This window comes from Streptomyces geranii (assembly GCF_002954775.1).
Classification (GTDB): domain Bacteria; phylum Actinomycetota; class Actinomycetes; order Streptomycetales; family Streptomycetaceae; genus Streptomyces; species Streptomyces geranii.
Map to the genome: position 1 here is coordinate 20,670 of NZ_PJME01000071.1, position 18,981 is coordinate 39,650.

The window sequence follows — 18,981 nt, forward strand, 5'->3', positions numbered from 1 at the left end:
TCGGGAGGGCAGAGGGTGGGGCGGGGTGGGGTGTGGGTCAGCCGTTTCGGGGGCCCGGGAAGGCCGTTGGGCGGGCCTCGTCTCGGAGGGTGGGGCTGCCCGCTGTCGGCTGGGTCGGCATCGAGCGGGCCGCGGGGACCGTCGGGACTGTGGGGAGGCCCGTGCCTACGCCGGTCACCGTGGCGACGCTCACCGGGCGGGTACCCGAGGTGTCCGTGGCGCGCTCGGCGTCGGCCGCTGCCTGGGCGGCGGCGCGGCGGGCGCCGTAGCGGCGGTGTACCGCCTGCTTGGTGACGCCGAGGGCCGAGCCCACCGCGTCCCACGAGAAGCCCAGGGAGCGGTCGAAGTCCACGGCGGCTGTGACCAGGGTTTCGACGCTGTCCCGCAGCTCCTGGGCGAGGCGGACGGTCGGGGCGGGGGCGCGTCCGTAGACGACGAAGCCCGTGGCGGGGCCGGAGCGGCGCGGGCGGTAGACGTTGCCCAACTGGGCGGTGAGGGTGCGCAGTGCGTCCACCTGCCGGCGGACCCGCTCGATGTCCCGCACCAGCAAGTGCAGGCTTGCCCGAGCCTGGGCGTCGTGGGTTGCGTGGTCGGCCATGAACAAGCCTCTCGAACCGGCGTTGAAAAGGAAGGGCCGCGCGGTGTGCGGCCCGTTGTGGTCAACTCTTTCTTGACCAACGCGTTTTTGCGTGAGTGGTCACGCTGCGGGGGCGTAGGGGCATATGCGTACGCCCCCCAGGGCTTTACGACGTGCGGTCATAGACTGGTGCGCTGCACGCACGACCCCCGTCCGAGAGGCCCACGCCCACCCATGAGGCTTGTCTTCGCTGGTACCCCCGAGGTCGCCGTTCCCGCCCTGGATGCCCTGATCGGGTCGGAACGGCATGAAGTGGTCGCCGTCGTCACCCGGCCCGACGCTCCGGCCGGGCGGGGCCGGCGGCTGCTCGCCAGTCCCGTGGCCCAGCGGGCCGAGGAGGCCGGCATCGAGGTGCTGAAGCCCGTCAAGCCCCGGGACGAGGAGTTCCTCGCGCGGCTGCGGGAGATCGGGCCCGACTGCTGTCCCGTCGTCGCCTACGGCGCCCTGCTGCCCCGTGTCGCCCTCGACATCCCCGCCCACGGCTGGGTCAACCTGCACTTCTCGCTGCTGCCCGCCTGGCGTGGCGCCGCCCCCGTGCAGCACTCGATCATGGCCGGCGACGAGATCACCGGCGCCGCCACCTTCCTCATCGAGGAGGGCCTCGACTCCGGCCCCGTCTACGGCACGGTGACCGAGACGATCCGGCCCACCGACACCAGCGGCGACCTGCTGACCCGGCTCGCCTTCGCCGGCTCAGGGCTGCTCGCCGCGACCATGGACGGCATCGAGGACGGCACCCTGAAGGCCGTACCGCAGCCCGCCGACGGCATCTCCCTCGCGCCGAAGATCACCGTCGAGGACGCGCACATCGACTGGACCTTGCCCGCCCTCCGCGCCGACCGCGTCGTACGAGGCTGCACTCCCGCGCCCGGCGCCTGGACCGTGTTCCGGGGCGAGCGGCTCAAGCTCATCCACGTCACGCCCGTGCCCGACCGCACCGATCTCGCGCCCGGTGTGCTCTCCGTCGGCAAGAACAACGTGTACGTCGGTACCGGGTCGTATGCCGTCGAGTTGTTGTGGGTGCAGGCTCAGGGGAAGAAGCCGATGCGCGCCGCCGACTGGGCGCGGGGCGTCCGGATCGCCGACGGTGAGGTGCTCGGCGGCAGCGTCTGAGTCCGTCCCCCGTCTCCCGTCCTCCCTCCCGACCGCCGCCCCCGGCCCCCGCTGACCCGTTTCCGCGCGTCGCGCGTGCGATTCGGGTCCGACCTGTACGACGTACGCTGGAAACCGCACCCTTTTCCCATATCCGGAGCACCTTTTCGTGAGCGATCAGCCCCGTCGGCCGCAGAAGTCCGGCAAGCCCGGCAAGCCCTACCGCCGGCCCCAGAAGGACCCCGTCCGCATCCTCGCCTTCGAGGCCCTGCGGGCCGTCGACGAGCGGGACGCCTACGCCAACCTGGTGCTGCCGCCGCTGCTGCGGGCCGCCCGGGCGAAGGGGGACTTCGACGGGCGGGACGCGGCTCTCGCGACCGAGCTGGTGTACGGGACGCTGCGCCGGCAGGGGACGTACGACGCCGTCATCAGCGAGTGCGTCGACCGGCCGCTTCGTGAGGTCGATCCGCCCGTGCTCGATGTCTTGAGCCTCGGTGTGCATCAGCTGCTAGGGACCCGGATCCCGACCCACGCCGCCGTGTCCGCCTCCGTCGAGCTGGCCCGGGTCGTGCTCGGCGACGGGCGGGCCAAGTTCGTGAACGCCGTGCTGCGCAAGGTCGCCCAGCACGATCTCGACGCCTGGATCGAGCGGGTCGCGCCGCCCTACGACGAGGATCCCGAGGATCATCTCGCCGTCGTGCACTCGCATCCCCGGTGGGTCGTCTCCGCTCTCTGGGACTCCCTCGGGGGCGGGCGGAGCGGCATCGAGGAGCTGCTCGCCGCCGACAACGAGCGGCCCGAGGTCACCCTCGTCGCCAGGCCCGGGCGGGCCACCACCGAGGAGCTGCTCCGCGAGGAGGCCGCGGTGCCGGGGCGCTGGTCGCCGTACGCCGTGCGGCTCGCCGAAGGCGGTGAACCCGGTGCCATCGACGCCGTACGGGACGGTCGTGCGGGCGTGCAGGACGAGGGCAGTCAGCTGGTCGCACTGGCCCTGGCCAATGCCCCGGTCGAGGGGCCCGACCGCGCCTGGCTCGACGGGTGTGCCGGACCCGGCGGCAAGGCCGCGCTGCTCGCCGCCCTCGCCGCCCAGCGCGGGGCGCTGCTGGTCGCCTCCGAGAAGCAGCCGCACCGGGCCGGGCTGGTCGCCAGGGCGCTGGACGGCAATCCGGGGCCGTACCAGGTCGTCGTCGGGGACGGGACCCGGCCGCCGTGGCGGGCCGGGAGCTTCGACCGGGTGCTGATGGACGTGCCGTGCACCGGGCTCGGGGCGCTGCGCAGACGCCCCGAGGCGCGCTGGCGGCGGCGGCCCGAGGACCTGGACGGCTTCGCGCCGCTGCAGCGCGCGCTGCTCACCACCGCGCTGGAGTCGGTACGCGTCGGCGGGATCGTCGGCTACGCCACCTGCTCGCCGCACCTCGCCGAGACCCGCGCCGTCGTCGACGACGTGCTCAAGCAGCACCCGCACGCCGAACTCGTCGACGCCCGGCCCCTGCTGGAGGGCGTGTCCGACCTCGGCGACGGTCCCGACGTACAGCTGTGGCCGCATCTGCACGGGACCGACGCCATGTACTTGGCGCTCATCCGCCGGACCGGCTGACCTCGGGTTCGCTTGCGGCGCCGTCCTCCTTCGCCAGGCGGGACGGCCACCACACCCGCTTGCCGACGTCCAGGAACAGGGCCGGGACCAGCACCGACCGGACCACGAAGGTGTCCAGGACCACGCCCAGGGCCACCGCGAAGCCGATCTCCGCGAACGCCACCATGGGCAGCGTGCCCAGCGCCGCGAACGTGCCGGCCAGGACCAGGCCCGCCGAGGTGATGACCGCGCCCGTCGTCGCCAGGCCGGTCACCACGCCCTTGCGGGTGCCCTGGCGGGCCGCCTCCTCGCGGATCCGGGTGGTCAGGAAGATGTTGTAGTCGATGCCCAGCGCCACCAGGAACACGAACACGAACAGCGGGAAGTCCGTCGACTCGCCCGCGTAGTCGAACAGGTGGCGGAACGCGAGCGCGCTGATGCCCAGCGCCGCCGCGAAGGACAGCACCACCGTGCCGATGAGCAGCAGAGGCGCGACCAGGGCGCGGAGCAGCGCGCAAAGGATCAGCAGGACCACCAGCAGGACGAGCGGGATGATCAGGATGTTGTCGTGCGTGGTCGCCCTGTCCATGTCCAGCAGGGCCGCCGTACCGCCGCCCACCTGGGCGTCCGCGTCCGGCACGGCGTGCACGGCGTCCCGGACCCGCTCCACGGTCTGTTTGGCGGCCTCGCTGTCCGCGGGGGCGGTCATGGTCGCCTCGAACAGCACCTTGCCCTCGTAGAGGGGTTTCGTGCCCTCCGGCAGGCCCAGGGACGTGGGCACCACACCGCGCGTTTCGGCCACCGCCCGGCCGACCTGCCGGGCCTGCGCCTGGTTGCTGATGATGACGAGCGGATCGCCGCTGCCCGCCGGGAAGTACTGTGCGGACACCTCCTGGCCGACGATCGAGTCCGGTTTGTCGGTGAACGCGTCGGCGTTGCTCAGTCCCTCCGCGCGCAGCTGCATCAGCCCGAACGAGCAGGCGATCAGCGCCGCCGCCGTGATGCCCCAGATCATGCGCGGGCGGTGGGTGATGCCGCGGCCCATCCGGGCCCAGAGGCCGCGTTCGGTCGGGTCGGGGGAGCCGTCGTGCGGGATCACCGGCCAGAAGATCCAGCGCCCGCAGATCACCAGCAGGGCGGGGAAGAGCGTCATCATGGCCAGCAGGGCCACCGCCACCCCGATCGCCGCCACCGGGCCGAGGCCGCGCGTCGAGTTCATCTCGGCGGCCAGCAGCACCAGCATGCTCAGTACGACCGTCGCCCCGGACGCGATGACGGCAGGACCCGCCCGGTGCAGCGCGAGCGCCATCGCCTCGTGGCGGTCCTCGTGCCGGCGCAGCTCCTCCCGGTAGCGGGCGACCAGGAGCAGGGCGTAGTCCGTCCCCGCGCCGAACACCAGCACGGTGAGAATGCCGGCGCTCTGTCCGTTCACGGTCAGGCCCGCGTGTTCGGCGAGGAAGTAGATCAGCGCCTGCGCGGTGAACAGCGCCACCACCACGCCGAGCAGGGGTACGAGGATCAGGGTCGGGCTGCGATAGGTGAGCAGGAGCATGACGATGACGACGGCCATCGCCGAGAGCAGCAGCGTCGAGTCGATGCCCTCGAAGGCCTCGGAGAAGTCGGCCGACGTACCGCCGGGCCCCGTGATGTGCACGGCCAGCCCCGCCGCACCCGTACCGGCTGCGGCTCGGATGGAGTCGACGGCGGGCGAGATCTGCTCCCAGCCCTTCTCGTCCATCGTGATCGGTACGAAGATCTGCGCGGCCCGCGGATCGACGGCCCGGTCGTACACCGGCCCCCGCGTCTCCGTACCCCGGATCCCGTGGTCACGCAGCTGCTCGATGTCCGCCTTCGCCTCGACGATCCGCGCCCGATCCGCCGCCGTGAGCCCGCTCTCGCGCGCGTAGACGACGACCGCGGGAATCTGCTCCGGCCGGAAATCCTCCGACAAGTGCAGCACCTGGGTCGACTCGGCCGACCCCGGCAGCCACGAAGCGGCGTCATTGTCCTGCGCATCGGTGAGCTTCTGCGCAAAGGGCGCAGTTAGAAACAGCACCACCAGCCACAACACCAACACGAGCCACTTGGCCCGCCGCCCACAAACGAGATAAGCGATCCCACGGTCCCGATTCATCGCAACCTCAGCTGAATTTCCCTAGGGGCGCGGGGAACTGCGCGAGCAACCACGACGGGCCCGCAGCCTGTCCACCACCTTCGCCAAGACGGACCCAACCGCACAACCCCCGGAGGGCATGGCAGGCTTGGGGCATGGCCGCGCAGATCAACCCCAGTATCCTGTCCGCCGACTTCGCCCGACTCGCCGAAGAGGCGAGGGCGGTGGAAGGCGCCGACTGGCTTCATGTCGATGTGATGGACAACCATTTCGTCCCGAACCTCACGCTCGGTGTGCCGGTCGTAGAGTCCCTGGCGCGGGCGACGGACACTCCGCTGGACTGCCACCTGATGATCGAGGACCCCGATCGATGGGCGCCGCAGTACGTGGAAGCGGGGGCCGGTTCCGTCACCTTCCATGTGGAGGCCGCCGCAGCTCCGGTACGGCTCGCCCGTGAGATCCGGGCCAAAGGCGCCCGGGCCTCCATGGCCCTCAAGCCCGCGACCCCGATCGAGCCGTACGAGGACCTGCTGCCCGAGCTCGACATGCTGCTGATCATGACGGTCGAACCGGGATTCGGCGGTCAGGCGTTCCTCGACATCATGCTCCCCAAGATTCGCCGCACCCGCGAGTTGATCAGCAAGCACGGTCTTGAGCTGTGGCTTCAGGTGGACGGCGGAGTCGCCGCCTCCACCATCGAGCGCTGCGCCGAGGCCGGCGCGGACGTCTTCGTCGCCGGATCGGCGGTGTACGGGGCTTCCGACCCGGCCGAGGCGGTACGTGCACTACGCACCCAGGCGCAGACGGCCACCGCCGGTGCCAGCTGGGCGTGCGACCACTGAGCCAAGGGAACGTGAACGACGTACTTCTGGGCAGATCATGCACTCGGGATCTGCAAGGATGAACGGCGAATCCAGAATGTGAACAGCAGCGAAGTGAAGAGCAGTGAGGAGATCGCCGTGTCGGGTATGTCGGCGGGCCGGTCAGCCATGCGGATGGGACCCGCTGAGCTGGTGCAGGCGGCGGCCATGGCCCGCCGCTTCTACCTAGAGGGCAAGTCCAAGATCCAGATCGCCGAGGAGTTCGGCGTCAGCCGCTTCAAGGTGGCCCGGGTCCTGGAGACCGCCCTCGAACGGGATCTGGTGCGGATCGAGATCCGAGTCCCCGCCGAACTGGACGCCGAACGCTCGGACGCCCTGCGCGCCCGGTACGGCCTCAGGCACGCGGTCGTCGTCGAGTCCCCGGCCGATGCCGAGGAGTCGCCCGATCCCGAGAACCTCGGTGAGGTGGCCGCCGATCTGCTCGGCGAACTGGTGAACGAAGGCGATGTGCTCGGCCTGGCCTGGGGCCGGTCCACCATCCACATGGCGGCGGCCCTCGACCGGCTGCCGCCCTGCACGGTGGTCCAGCTGACGGGTGTGTACGACGCCGGAACCGCCGAGCGCGGTTCGGTGGAAGCGGTCCGGCGCGCGGCCCAGGTGTCGGGCGGCGACGCCCACCCCATCTACGCCCCGATGCTGCTGCCGGACGCGGCCACCGCCGCCGCGCTGCGCAGCCAGACCGGGATCGCCCGGGCCTTCGAGTACTTCGACAAGGTCACGGTCGCCTGCGTCTCCATCGGCTCCTGGGAGGCCGGCATCTCGACGGTGCACGACATGCTCAGCGACGAGGAACGCGGCCACTACGCCTCCCTCGGCGTCGCCGCCGAGATGTCCGCGCACCTGTTCGACGCCGACGGGCGCCGGGTCGGCCGGGACCTGGGGGAGCGGTGCATCACGGTCAAGACCGACCAGCTGCGCCGGGTGCCCGAGGTCGTCGCCATCGCGGGCGGGCAGCGCAAGGCGCCCGCGATCGACGCGGTGCTGCGGTCCGGGCTGGTCACCAGCCTGGTGACGGACACCTCGGCCGCGGACTATCTGCTGACGGCGGGCCCGTCGCCGAAGCCGTCGCTCAACAGGGCGGACCCGGACGGGATCTGACGATCCGGTGAGCTGACGATCCGGTGCCCGGGTTCCCTTCGGGGAGGCCCGGGCACCGCTCTGTTCGGGTACGAGGGCTCAGTCCCGTTCCTCGCCCTCGGTGTCCACGTGCGGCAGCACCCGGTCGAGCCAGCCGGGTGTCCACCAGGCGTGCCGGCCCAGCAGCGTCATGACCGCCGGCACCAGCAGCAGTCGTACGACCGTCGCGTCGATGAGCACGCTCACGGCGAGCCCCAGGCCGAGCATCTTCACCACCACGTTGTCGCTCACGACGAACGCGGCGAAGACGCTCACCATGATCAGGGCCGCGCAGGTGATCACCCGGGCGGTGATCTCCAGGGCGTGCGCCACCGAGGCCTTCGCGTCGCCGGTGCGCAGCCAGGCCTCGTGGACGCGGGAGAGCAGGAAGATCTCGTAGTCCATGCTGAGGCCGAAGATGATCGCGAACATCATCATCGGTACGTAGCTCTCGATGGGCACCTTGCCGTGCACGCCCAGCGCGGGCCCGCCCCAGCCCCACTGGAAGACGGCCACGACGACACCGTACGAGGCCGCGATCGACAGGACGTTGAGGGCCGCCGCCTTGAGCGCCACCAGGAGGCCGCGGAAGACGGTCAGGATGATCAGGAAGGCGAGGGCCACGACCACGCCGATGATCAGTGGCAGACGGCTCGCGACGATGTCGCGGAAGTCGACCTGGGCGGCGGTCGTGCCGGTGACGTAGCCGTGCGCGGCCGTTCCCGAGACGGCCTCGGGGAGAGTCGTGTCGACCAGGCGGTTGGTGAGGGCGGTGGTGGTCTCGCTCTGCGGTGACTCCTTGGAGTAGACCGTGCCGATCAGGACGTCGCCGTCCTTGGTCGCGGTGAGCGGGGTGACGGTCGCCGCGCCCGGTACGTCCGTCAGCGTCTTGGACGCCTTCGAGGCGAGGTCGGAGCGCTGGTCGGAGGGCACCTTCGTCTGGTCGATGACGATGGTCAGCGGGCCGTTGGAGCCCGGCCCGAACGACTGCGCCATGATGTCGTACGCCCGCCGGTCGGTGAACGACTTCGGGTCGGCGCCGTCGCCGATGTGACCGAGCTGGATGGACAGCACCGGGATCGCCAGCACCAGGACGGTCACGACCCCGCCGGCCAGGAACCACCAGGGGCGGCGTTCGACGCGCTGCGCGTAGCGGTGCCAGGCGCCGTGGCCCTCGGCCTCGTCGGTGGCGGCCTCGGCGACCGGTCGGCGTACCCGGTAGCGGTCGATGCGGTGGCCGATGAGGCCCAGCAGGGCCGGGACCAGGGTGAGGGCGCCCAGGACCGCCGAGACCACCGTCACGGCGGCTGCCACGCCCAGCAGGCCGATGAAGGACACCCCGGAGACGGACAGCCCGGCCAGCGCGACGATCACCGTGCACCCGGAGACCAGGACGGCCCGTCCGCTGGTGGCGTTGGCCCGCCCCGCCGCCCGTACCGGATCGTCGCCGTTCATCAGGTTCTGGCGGTGCCGGGTGATCAGGAACAGTGCGTAGTCGATGCCCACGCCGAGGCCGATCATCGTGGCCAGGGTGGGGGAGACCGTGGCGAAGGTGAACGCCGAGGCGAGCAGCCCGAGGCAGGCCAGGCCGCCGATCACGCTGATCAGGGCGGTCACCAGGGGCAGGCCCGCCGCGAGCACGCTGCCGAAGCCGACCAGCAGGACGACGACGGCCACCGCGAAGCCGATCAGCTCGCTGACCCGGTCGTCGGCGTCGGGCCGGGCCAGCTCGCCCAGCGGGCCGCCGTACTCGACCTGCACCCCGGCCGAGCGCAGCGGCTGGACCGATTTGTCGACACCGTCGAGGTAGTCGTCGTGGAGGGTGGACGGCTGGACGTCGAAGCGGATGGTGACGTAGCCGGTCTTCCCGTCGCTGGAGAGCGGGCCGACGGTGTCCTTGCCCGGCGGCGGTGATCCCGGCGGGGGCAGCGGGTTCTGGACGGACAGGACATGCGGGAGTTTCTGCAGGTCGGCGACCGACTCGGAGAGCTGCGAGGAGACCGAGGACAGGGGCTTGGAGGTGTCCCTCAGCACGATCTGGCTGCCGTAGCCGCCGGCCGCCGGGTCGTGCTTCTTCAGCACGTCCAGGCCCTCCTGCGACTGGACCCCGGACAGCGAGAAGTTGTCCGAGTAGTCGCCGCCGAAGGAACGGTTGAGGACCTGGAGCGCGGCGAGCGCCACCAGCCAGGCCACGATGACGATCACGAAGTGCCGGGCACACCACTCGCCCAGCCTGCGCAGCCGTCCCCGGGTGTCCTCGCGTCCCCCCGACGCTCCTGCTGCTGGCACTGCTGTCGGCGATGACATGCGCGGCTCCCACCGGAGACTGGCTGGTCATCTCATTGAACGACTCGTCGATCAACGTGTCCTGTTGAGAGCCCGTCCGTCGGGTCGCCGTTGTCAGGGGGCGGGTGGTGGGATCTACTACAGCGATGATCGACCACCCGCTCGCTCCCATGCTCACCGGCGGCACGCCCGCCGGTGTCCTGTCCTGGCCCGCCGCCCTGCCCGTCGAACGCGCGCTCGAAGCCGCCCGTGAGGCCGGCTGGGAGACCGCCGACCTCGACCTCGCCGACGTCACGGACAAGGCCGGGCTGATGACGGTCTGCGCCACCGCGCTGCGGTTCCCGGACTGGTTCGGCGCGAACTGGGACGCCCTGGCGGACAGCCTCGGCGACCTGGAGGGGTGGCCCGCGACCCGCGGCCGGCTCCTCCTCGTCCGGAACTGGCAGGCGTACGCGGCTGCCCGGCCCGAGGAGTGGAAGACCCTCCAGGAGATCTTCGCCGACGCCGCCGCGGGCTGGCGGGAGACGGAGACGGGGCTGGCTGTGGTCATGGTGCTCGCCTGAACAAGCCTGTGGTGGGATGCCACGAGCGGCCCCACGGCCCGTCTGGACGATCCGACCAGGCGGTTTCAGGTCACCGGCATGGGACAATGAGGTACGTGCTCTTCCCCCTGGCTGTCCTGTCCGGGGGCCACCTCTGATCGACCGGGATGTGCAGCACGTGCGTTTCCTCAACGACATCCAGCCTCCGTACGACCTGACGTACGACGACGTCTTCATGGTCCCGAGCCGCTCCTCCGTCGGCTCCAGGCAGGGCGTGGACCTCAGCTCCCCGGACGGCACGGGTACGACGATCCCGCTGGTCGTCGCCAACATGACCGCCATCGCGGGGCGCCGGATGGCCGAGACGGTCGCGCGGCGCGGCGGGCTCGTCGTCATCCCGCAGGACATCCCGATCGAGGTCGTCACCGACGTCATCTCCTGGGTGAAGAGCCGTCACCTCGTGCTGGACACCCCGATCGTGCTGGCCCCGCACCAGACCGTCGCCGACGCCCTCGCACTGCTGCCCAAGCGCGCGCACAACGCCGGTGTCGTCGTCGACGCCGAGCGGCGGCCGGTCGGCGTGGTCACCGACACCGACCTGTCCGGCGTGGACCGCTTCACCCAGCTCTCCGAGGTCATGTCGAAGGACCTGCTCCTCCTCGACGCCGACATCGACCCGCGCGAGGCCTTCAACCGCCTCGACGCCGCCAACCGCCGGTACGCGCCCGCCGTGGACGCCGACGGCAAGCTCGCCGGCATCCTCACCCGGAAGGGCGCCCTGCGTGCCACCCTCTACACACCGACCACGGATGCGAACGGACGGCTGCGGATCGCCGCCGCCGTCGGCATCAACGGCGATGTGGCCGGGAAGGCGCAGCAACTGCTCGACGCGGGCGTCGACACCCTCGTCATCGACACCGCGCACGGCCACCAGGAGTCGATGCTCAGCGCCATCAAGCTGGTCCGCGACCTCGACCCGCACGTTCCGATCGCGGCCGGCAACATCGTCGCCGCCGAGGGCGTCAGGGACCTGATCGAGGCGGGCGCCGACATCGTCAAGGTCGGCGTCGGACCGGGCGCCATGTGCACCACCCGCATGATGACGGGCGTGGGCCGGCCGCAGTTCTCGGCGGTCCTGGAGTGCGCGGCCGAGGCGAAGAAGTACGGCAAGCACGTCTGGGCGGACGGCGGGGTACGCCACCCGCGCGACGTCGCGATGGCGCTGGCCGCCGGTGCGTCCAACGTCATGGTGGGTTCGTGGTTCGCGGGGACCTACGAGTCTCCCGGCGACCTTCAGCAGGACGCCGCCGGGCACCTCTACAAGGAGTCGTTCGGCATGGCGTCCGCGCGTGCGGTGCGCAACCGTACGTCGGAGGAGTCGTCGTACGACCGGGCCCGCAAGGCGCTGTTCGAGGAGGGCATCTCGACGTCCCGGATGTTCCTCGACCCGGCCCGGCCGGGTGTCGAGGACCTGATCGACTCGATCATCGCGGGCGTCCGCTCCTCCTGCACCTATGCCGGGGCCAACTCCCTTGAGGAGTTCGCCCAGAAGGCCATCGTCGGCATCCAGAGCGCCGCCGGGTACGCGGAGGGCAAGCCGCTCCACGCCAGCTGGAGCTGACGCGTGCTGAACGATCTCGACGAACGTATCGTGCACGCCCTCGCCGAGGACGCGCGTCGTTCCTACGCGGACATCGGGCAGTTGGTGGGGCTGTCCGCGCCCGCGGTCAAGCGGCGCGTGGACCGGTTGCGGGAGAGCGGGGCGATCACCGGGTTCACCGTGCGGGTGGATCCGGCGGCGCTGGGGTGGGAGACGGAGGGGTTCGTCGAGATCTACTGCCGGCGGAACACCTCGCCGGAGACCATTCGGCGGGGGCTTGAGCGGTATCAGGAGGTGGTGGCCGCGTCCACCGTCACCGGGGAGGCGGATGCGGTGGTGCAGGTTTTCGCCTCTGACATGCGGCACTTCGAGCGGGTGCTTGAGCGGATCGCCGGGGAGCCGTTCGTTGAGCGGACGAAGTCCGTGCTGGTGCTGTCGCCCTTGCTGCGGAGGTTTTCCTCGGGGTCGCCTACGTAGGGGGTTTCTGGGGTTCGTCGGCGGGTGCGGGTTCGTTGTGGCCGGTCGCGCAGTTCCCCGCGCCCCTTGACGGCGCTGTCCGCGGCCCTGTTCACAGGTCGCCCTCTAGTTGGTCGTCTTCCTCGCCAGGGCGTTGTTCGCTGTCGAGTTGTGGACGCTGAAACTCACCGCGTCGCCTCTGTAGCGGTCGTCCGACCATTCGACTGGGCGGCCCTCCCGCGTAGTTGTCACCCGGCGGACTCGTAGGAGGGGGCTCGTGCGGCGGATGTCGAGGAGTTCGGCGTCCTGGGCGCCTGCCGCCACCGCGTCGATGACGTGTTCGCCGTATGCGAAGACCAAGCCCGTGTCCTCGAAGAGGCGTTGGGTGACCGAGGGGCAGTCCGGTTCGATGGGTTCGACGGACGGGGCGATCCAGTCGGCGTAGACCGTGCGCTCCAGGAGGACCGGTTCGCCGTCCAGGCCGCGGACCCGCAGGACGTACAACACCCTTGTCTTCTCGTGGAGTTGGAGGCGGATCGCGTCCTCCGCCGTCGCCGGGCGGTACTCCTGGTGCACCACCTGGCCCGTCGCCTCGCGGCCCATCGCGCGGGCCCACTGGGCGAAGCTGCGCAACTCCTCGAAGGTCTGGCTGCGGCGGCTGGCCAGGACCACCCGGCGGGCGCCCTGGCGGGAGCCGATCAGGCCCTCGGCGGTCAGGGCCGCGACCGCCTGGCGGATCGTGCCGCGGGCCACGCCGTAGTGGGCGGCGAGTTCCGTCTCCGGAGGCAGCCGGCTGCCGACCGTGTACTGCTCGCGGTCGATCGCCCGGCGCAGCTCATCGGCGATCTCCTCGTGTCGCGCCGTCATGCTTCCCCTCTGGGTTTGTCGCTGTGCACAGCGTGAGCAGCCTAATCGACAACCACGACCGGTCCGAGTGCGCCGGAAACGTGCAGGGAATCGGCGGTCAGTGTTTCGCCAGTGTTTACGGGCGCGATACCGACGGAAGTCCTACTGAAGCCAACTTGTTCAGACAAGTTCTCCGCACTTCCTCACCTCGTCACCCTCGTGCGCACCCCTGGAGAGACCGTGATCATCGTGTCCCTGCCGAGAACAGCCGTCCGCGGCGGCGCCCTCGCCGTCGTCGCCGCGCTCGCCCTGACCGCCTGCGGCGCGGCCCCCGACGACACGTCGACCACCGCGAACGGCAGGAGCGCGGCCACCGCGACCTCCGCCGCCGACTTCGGTGGCCTGGATAAGCTGGTCGCCGCCGCCAAGAAGGAAGGCACGCTGCACACCATCGCGCTGCCCCGCGACTGGGCCAACTACGGTGCCCTGATCGACGGTTTCCAGAAGAAGTACGGCATCAAGATCGAGAACGAGAGCCCCGACGCGGCGAGCCAGGACGAGATCAACGCCGTCACCTCGCGGAAGGGGCAGGACCGGGCGCCGGACGTCCTCGACCTGGGCAGCTCGTTCGCGTTGGCCGCCGCCCAGCAGGGGCTGCTCGCGCCCTACAAGGTCGCCTCCTTCGCCGACATCCCCGAGGGGCAGAAGGACCCGGAAGGGAAGTGGTTCAACGACTACGGCGGCTACATCTCCATCGGCTGCGACGCCAAGCGCGTGAAGACGTGTCCGACCACCTTCGCCGATCTGCTCAAGCCGCAGTACAAGGGCCAGGTCGCCCTCAACGGCAACCCCACCAAGTCCGGTTCGGCGTTCGGCGGCGTCTACGCGGCCTCCCTCGCCAGCGGCGGCTCCTTCGACGACATCCAGCCCGGCCTCGACTTCTTCGCCAAGCTGAAGAAGAACGGCAACTACACGCCCGTCGAGTCGACCCCGGCCACCGTCGAGAAGGGCGAGACGCCGATCAGCATCGACTGGGACTACCTCAACGCCGGGTACGCCACGGAGTTCAAGTCCAAGGGCCTCGACTGGCAGGTCTCGGTCCCGGCGGACGGCAAGTTCTCCCAGTACTACTCCCAGGCCATCAACAAGGACGCCCCGCATCCGGCCGCCGCCCGGCTGTGGCAGGAGTACCTCTACAGCGCCGAGGGCCAGAACCTGTGGCTCAAGGGCTTCGCCCGCCCGGTCCTGATGATCGCCATGGAGAAGGCCGGCACGATCGACAAGACCGCCGCCGCCGCGCTCCCGGAGGTCTCCGGCACGCCCGCCTTCCCGACCGAGGCCCAGCAGGCCAAGGCCAAGACCGTGCTGGCCGAGGGCTGGGGCAAGGCCGTCTCCGGATGACCGCCACCCTCACGCGGGTCGACGTGGTGCCCGCCGCTTCCCAGAAGCGGCGGCGCCGCGCCCCCGGCTGGCTCGCCGTACTCCCGCTGCTCGCCTTCGTCGCGGTCGCCTTCGGGGTGCCCGCCCTGGCCATGCTGAACGGCGCCTTCACGGTCAAGAACCAGGCCACCGGCGCCACTTCGTACACCACGGCCAATCTGACCGACTCCCTCCAGGGCGCCTATCTCACCGCGCTGCTCGGCAGCGTCAAGCTGTCCGCCGTGTCGGCGCTCCTCTCCACCGTCCTCGGACTGCTGCTCGCCCAGGCCGTGGTGACCTCCCGCTTCCGGACGCTGCGCGAGGCCGTGCTCACCGCCTCCGGGGTCCTCGCCAACTTCGGCGGGGTGCCGCTGGCCTTCGCCTTCGTCGCCACCCTCGGCAACTCCGGTGTGCTGACCCGGCACCTGGGCCTGACGGACAAGGGCTGGAGCCTCTACAGCTTCTGGGGCCTGGTGATCGTCTACCTCTACTTCCTGATCCCCCTGATGGTCCTCACGATCACGCCCGCGCTCGACGGACTCCGCTCCCAGTGGCGCGAGGCCGCGCAGAACAACGGGGCCACCGCCGTCCAGTACTGGCGGCACGTGGCCCTGCCCGTGCTGCTGCCCTCGCTGCTCGGCGGCTTCGTACTGCTCTTCGGCAGCGCCTTCGCCGCGTACGCCACCGCCGCGGCCATGGTGGGCAGTTCGGTCCCGCTGGTCACCCTCCAGATCGCCGACGCCATCTCCGGCAACGTGCTGGTCGGCCAGGAGAACGTGGCGCTCGCCCTCAGCCTCGACATGGTCCTGATCGCGGGCCTGGTCATGGCCGTGTACCTGCCCCTGCAACGGAGGAGCGCGCGATGGCTCGCCTGAACGCGTGGCGCTGGCTCGTCCTCGGCGGCGCCGCGCTCTACTTCCTGGTCCCGCTCGCCGCGTCCGTCCTCTTCACGGTCGACGTACCGGGCCAGGGCATCACCTTCGACGCGTACGGCGAGATCGTCGGCGCCGACGGCTTCCTGCCCGGCCTGCTGCTCTCCCTCGAACTGGCCGCCGCCACCATCGCCGTGGTGCTCCTGCTGATGGTCCCCGCGATGGTCGCCCTGCGGCTCGGCGCACCCCGGCTGCGCCCGGTCGTCGAGGTGATCTGCTCGCTGCCGCTGGTGGTCCCGCCGATCGCGTTCGTGGCGGGGATCTCGACAGTCCTCAAGTGGGGACCCGAACACCTCTCCCGTACGCCCCTGTTCCAGACCTTCGTCGCCCTCCAGAACCCCGACTTCCCCGTCGTCCTCGTCCTCGCGTACGTCGTGATGGCGCTGCCCTTCGTCCACCGCTCGCTGGACGCCGGGCTGCGCGCGATCGACGTCCGCACCCTGGTCGAGGCCGCCCGCAGCTGCGGTGCGAGCCCGGCGCAGGCACTCGTGACGGCCGTACTGCCCAATCTGCGCGGGGCGTTGCTCAACGCCTCCTTCCTCACGCTGGCCCTGGTGCTGGGCGAGTTCACGGTGGCGCAGATCCTCGGCTTCCAGCCGTTCGCCGTGTGGATCTACAGCGTCGGCGGCTCCCAGGCCCAGCTGTCCGTCGCCGTCTCCGTGCTCAGCCTGCTCGTCACCTGGGCCCTCCTCCTCGCGCTCGCCGGGCTCGGTGGGCGTACCCGAACCGCCGCCGCCAAGGGATGAACCACATGAAGCTCGACAAGGCCGCCACCGTCGAATTCCGGGGCCTGCGCCGGGAGTTCGGCCCGACCGTCGCCCTCGACGGACTCGACCTCGATGTCCGGCCGGGGGAACTGCTCGCCCTGCTCGGCCCGTCCGGCTGTGGCAAGACCACCGCGCTGCGCATGCTCGCCGGGTTCGAACACCCCGACTCCGGCGAGGTGTTGGTCGACGGGGAGGACGTCACCCAGGTCCCGGCCCACCGCCGCGACGCCGGCATGGTCTTCCAGTCGTACAGCCTCTTCCCGCACCTCAGTGCCCTCGACAACGTGGCCTTCGGACTGCGGATGCGTAAGGTGCGTACGTCCGAACGGCGTGCGCGGGCGGCCGAGTTGCTGGAGCTGGTCGGGCTCGCCGACAAGGGCGAGCGGTTCCCGCACCAGCTCTCCGGCGGCCAGCAGCAGCGCGTCGCGCTCGCCCGGGCGCTCGCCCTGCGGCCACGCGTGCTGCTCCTGGACGAGCCGTTGTCGGCGCTGGACGCCAAGGTGCGCCTGACGCTGAGAGAGGAGATCCGGCGTCTGCAGCAGGAACTCGGCATCACCACACTGTTCGTGACGCACGATCAGGAGGAGGCGCTGTCCATGGCCGACCGGGTCGCCGTGATGCGCGGGGGACGACTCGAACAGTGCGCCGCGCCCGCCGAGTTGTACGGCCGGCCCGCCACCGCCTTCGTCGCCGAGTTCGTCGGCACGATGAGCCGGATTCCGGGGCGGCTGTCCGGAGGGTCGGTGGAGGTGCTCGGGCAGCGGCTGCCGGTCGACGGCGCCGCGCCGGACGCCGTGGAGGTCGAGGTGCTGGTCCGGCCCGAGGCGGTACGGGTCGAGGCCGATACGGACGGGGACGCGCGGGTGGTCGCCACCGCGTTCCTGGGCGCGGTCACCCGGATCACCGTACGGCTCGGGGACGGCACCGAGGTGAAGGCCGATCTGCCGGCGCACGAGAGCGTCACGCTGGGCGCGGGAGCCGTCGTAAGGGTGTCGCTGCCGGAACGGCCGGTCCTGGTGGCCGAGCGCACGAACCGTCCACGTCCGTGAGCTGAGCGAGTCCGTCAGAGAGAGATCCGTAAGAGAGAGAAACGTGACCCCCCACATCCCCGGTACTCCCGACCCTGCTCCGGACACCCTCCACCTGCCCCGACCCCCGCTCCAGGCCGTCCTGTTCGATATGGACGGCACGCTCGTCGACACCGAACGGCTGTGGTGGGAGGCGGTCGAGCAGGTCGCCGGGAGACCGCTGACCGAGGCGGACCAGCCGGACGTGCTCGGCAGGCCCGTCGAGCACACGGCCGACTGGCTGGCCGCGGCCACCGGCGCGCGGGCAGCCGAGCTGGCCGCCGCACTGCACCGGGAGTTCGCGGCCCGCGTCCGCACCGGCATCGTGCCCCGCCCCGGCGCGCTCGACCTGCTCGACGCGCTCGCCCTGGCCGGCGTACCCACGGCCCTGGTGACCGCCTCGCCCCGGGCGGTCGCCGACACGGTCCTCGAAGCGCTGGGGGCCACCCGCTTCGCGGTCTCGGTCACCGCGGACGACACCGAGCACACCAAACCGGCCCCCGACCCCTACCTCGCCGCCTGCCGCGCCCTGGGCGTCGACCCGGCCGGCTGCGTGGCCGTCGAGGACACCGAGACCGGGGTCGCGTCCGCCGAGGCGGCGGGTTGTGCGGTGCTCGCGGTGCCGTCGCTGGCCCCGATCGAGCCGGCGCCTGGCCGGACGGTACTGGCCAGCCTGGCCGGGGTGACGGTGGCGCGGCTGGGCGCCATGGTCCCCCGTGAACTCCGGGTGCTGAGCTGGAACCTCTGGTACGGCGGCACGAAGGTCGACGACCACCGGGAGAAACAGCTCAAGGTCATCGCGGAGACCGGGGCGGACGTGGTGGGCCTCCAGGAGACGTACGGGAACTCGGCGCGGGAACTCGCCGAGGCCCTGGGCTGGCACCACCACCAGGCGGGCCCGAACCTCGGCGTCATCAGCCGCTACCCGATCACCGCGCGGCTCGGCGACCCGGAGGTCGGCTTCTACGGGGGTACGGGTGTGCGGATCAGGCTGGACACAGGGCTGGAGGTGGACGTGTGGAGCGCCCACCTCGACAGTGCGCGGTACGGGCCTTACGAGGCCCACTTCGACGGGGTTGCGGGTGGTGAGCTGATCGCCGGGGAGGGTGTGCGGTTGGCGCAGATGCGGGAGATCTTGGGGCGGATCGCGGATTCCGTGGTGGATGACGGCACACCTGTTTTCCTCGTCGGGGACTTCAACGTGCCCTCGCATCTGGACTGGGCGGGGGTGGAGTGGCCGGTGACCGCGGCGGCGGAGGGGGCGGGGTTCCGTGATTCGTACCGGGAGGTCCGTCCGGACCCGGTGGCTGATCCGGGGCATACCTGGTCGCCGATCCATGTCGAGCGCGAGGACGGCAGCGGGCGGTTGGAGCCGCAGGATCGGATCGACTTCGTGCTGTATCGGGGGAGGGGGGTGCGGGTGCGGGATTCGGGTGTGGTGGTGAGTGGGGTGGTGCGGGTGTGGCCGGAGGTGGCGGGGAACGCGTGGCCTTCGGACCATGCGGCGGTGCTGACGAGGTTCGGGCTGAGCTAGAGGGTTTTCGCCCCCGCCGCCCCTACCCGTTCCCATCCCTGGGGGCTGCGTCCCCAGACCCCCCTTTGTCCTCAAACGCCGGACGGGCTGACACCCCCAGCCCGTCCGGCGTTTGAG

Annotated in this window: 16 protein-coding genes; 12 read left to right on the plus strand and 4 right to left on the minus strand. The window is 71.1% G+C overall.

What is annotated here, in order from left to right; translation table 11 throughout:
* Window positions 1-37: 37 nt before the first annotated feature.
* A complete protein-coding gene (locus CW359_RS41760) occupies window positions 38-598 on the minus strand; it encodes a hypothetical protein (RefSeq protein ID WP_105975485.1) in 561 nt (186 codons plus the stop codon).
* A 213-nt stretch (window positions 599-811) separates the two neighbouring features.
* Here CW359_RS41760 and fmt point away from each other — a divergent pair, with 213 nt between their 5' ends.
* Together fmt and CW359_RS41770 are read left to right on the plus strand one after the other, a co-directional pair.
* A complete protein-coding gene (gene fmt / locus CW359_RS41765; protein ID WP_105975486.1) occupies window positions 812-1,750 on the plus strand; it encodes a methionyl-tRNA formyltransferase in 939 nt (312 codons plus the stop codon).
* A 148-nt stretch (window positions 1,751-1,898) separates the two neighbouring features.
* Window positions 1,899-3,326 carry an RsmB/NOP family class I SAM-dependent RNA methyltransferase gene (locus CW359_RS41770; RefSeq protein WP_105975487.1) on the plus strand — a complete coding sequence of 476 codons (1,428 nt, stop codon included), beginning with the start codon at window positions 1,899-1,901 and terminating at the stop codon, window positions 3,324-3,326.
* Here CW359_RS41770 and CW359_RS41775 read toward each other — a convergent pair.
* Window positions 3,307-5,439, minus strand: a complete 2,133-nt coding sequence (locus CW359_RS41775; protein ID WP_105975488.1) for an MMPL family transporter — start codon at window positions 5,437-5,439, stop codon at window positions 3,307-3,309. The two genes, CW359_RS41770 and CW359_RS41775, sit on opposite strands and share 20 nt — an antisense overlap.
* A gap of 134 nt (window positions 5,440-5,573) precedes the next feature.
* Between CW359_RS41775 and rpe the strand changes: the two genes are divergently transcribed.
* Together rpe and CW359_RS41785 are read left to right on the plus strand one after the other, a co-directional pair.
* Entirely contained in the window at window positions 5,574-6,260 is a 687-nt protein-coding gene (rpe, locus tag CW359_RS41780) for a ribulose-phosphate 3-epimerase (protein WP_105975489.1), read from the plus strand.
* A 93-nt stretch (window positions 6,261-6,353) separates the two neighbouring features.
* The gene (locus tag CW359_RS41785) at window positions 6,354-7,397 is read left to right on the plus strand and encodes a sugar-binding transcriptional regulator (RefSeq protein ID WP_105975490.1); all 1,044 of its coding nucleotides are present in this window, start codon (window positions 6,354-6,356) and stop codon (window positions 7,395-7,397) included.
* 78 nt (window positions 7,398-7,475) lie between these two features.
* On the opposite strand, the gene CW359_RS41790 is transcribed toward CW359_RS41785, so the two are convergent.
* Complete coding sequence (locus tag CW359_RS41790; RefSeq protein WP_105975491.1) at window positions 7,476-9,722, minus strand: MMPL family transporter; 2,247 nt, start codon at window positions 9,720-9,722, stop codon at window positions 7,476-7,478.
* Between the two features lie 125 nt (window positions 9,723-9,847).
* Here CW359_RS41790 and CW359_RS41795 point away from each other — a divergent pair, with 125 nt between their 5' ends.
* The 3 genes from CW359_RS41795 to CW359_RS41805 all read left to right on the plus strand — a co-directional run bounded on the left by CW359_RS41795 (window position 9,848) and on the right by CW359_RS41805 (window position 12,320).
* Complete coding sequence (locus CW359_RS41795) at window positions 9,848-10,264, plus strand: barstar family protein (protein ID WP_332875052.1); 417 nt, start codon at window positions 9,848-9,850, stop codon at window positions 10,262-10,264.
* Between the two features lie 157 nt (window positions 10,265-10,421).
* Window positions 10,422-11,864, plus strand: a complete 1,443-nt coding sequence (locus CW359_RS41800; protein WP_198655576.1) for a GuaB1 family IMP dehydrogenase-related protein — start codon at window positions 10,422-10,424, stop codon at window positions 11,862-11,864.
* Between the two features lie 3 nt (window positions 11,865-11,867).
* Window positions 11,868-12,320, plus strand: coding sequence for an Lrp/AsnC family transcriptional regulator (locus CW359_RS41805; protein ID WP_053740341.1), 453 nt, complete (start codon window positions 11,868-11,870; stop codon window positions 12,318-12,320).
* A 105-nt stretch (window positions 12,321-12,425) separates the two neighbouring features.
* Here CW359_RS41805 and CW359_RS41810 read toward each other — a convergent pair whose 3' ends face one another.
* Window positions 12,426-13,166 carry a GntR family transcriptional regulator gene (locus tag CW359_RS41810; RefSeq protein WP_105975493.1) on the minus strand — a complete coding sequence of 247 codons (741 nt, stop codon included), beginning with the start codon at window positions 13,164-13,166 and terminating at the stop codon, window positions 12,426-12,428.
* A gap of 222 nt (window positions 13,167-13,388) precedes the next feature.
* Here CW359_RS41810 and CW359_RS41815 point away from each other — a divergent pair, with 222 nt between their 5' ends.
* From CW359_RS41815 to CW359_RS41835, 5 genes are all read left to right on the plus strand, one after another.
* Entirely contained in the window at window positions 13,389-14,546 is a 1,158-nt protein-coding gene (locus CW359_RS41815; protein ID WP_105975499.1) for an ABC transporter substrate-binding protein, read from the plus strand.
* The gene (locus tag CW359_RS41820) at window positions 14,543-15,439 is read left to right on the plus strand and encodes an ABC transporter permease (RefSeq protein WP_105975494.1); all 897 of its coding nucleotides are present in this window, start codon (window positions 14,543-14,545) and stop codon (window positions 15,437-15,439) included. The genes CW359_RS41815 and CW359_RS41820 overlap by 4 nt, the downstream gene beginning before the upstream one ends.
* Window positions 15,427-16,242: an ABC transporter permease gene (locus CW359_RS41825; protein ID WP_105975495.1), complete on the plus strand. Its 816-nt coding sequence runs from the start codon at window positions 15,427-15,429 to the stop codon at window positions 16,240-16,242. The genes CW359_RS41820 and CW359_RS41825 overlap by 13 nt, the downstream gene beginning before the upstream one ends.
* Before the next feature lie 5 nt (window positions 16,243-16,247).
* A complete protein-coding gene (locus CW359_RS41830) occupies window positions 16,248-17,312 on the plus strand; it encodes an ABC transporter ATP-binding protein (protein WP_105975496.1) in 1,065 nt (354 codons plus the stop codon).
* Between the two features lie 94 nt (window positions 17,313-17,406).
* Window positions 17,407-18,864, plus strand: a complete 1,458-nt coding sequence (locus CW359_RS41835) for an HAD-IA family hydrolase (RefSeq protein ID WP_105975500.1) — start codon at window positions 17,407-17,409, stop codon at window positions 18,862-18,864.
* The last annotated feature ends 117 nt before the right edge of the window (window positions 18,865-18,981 follow it).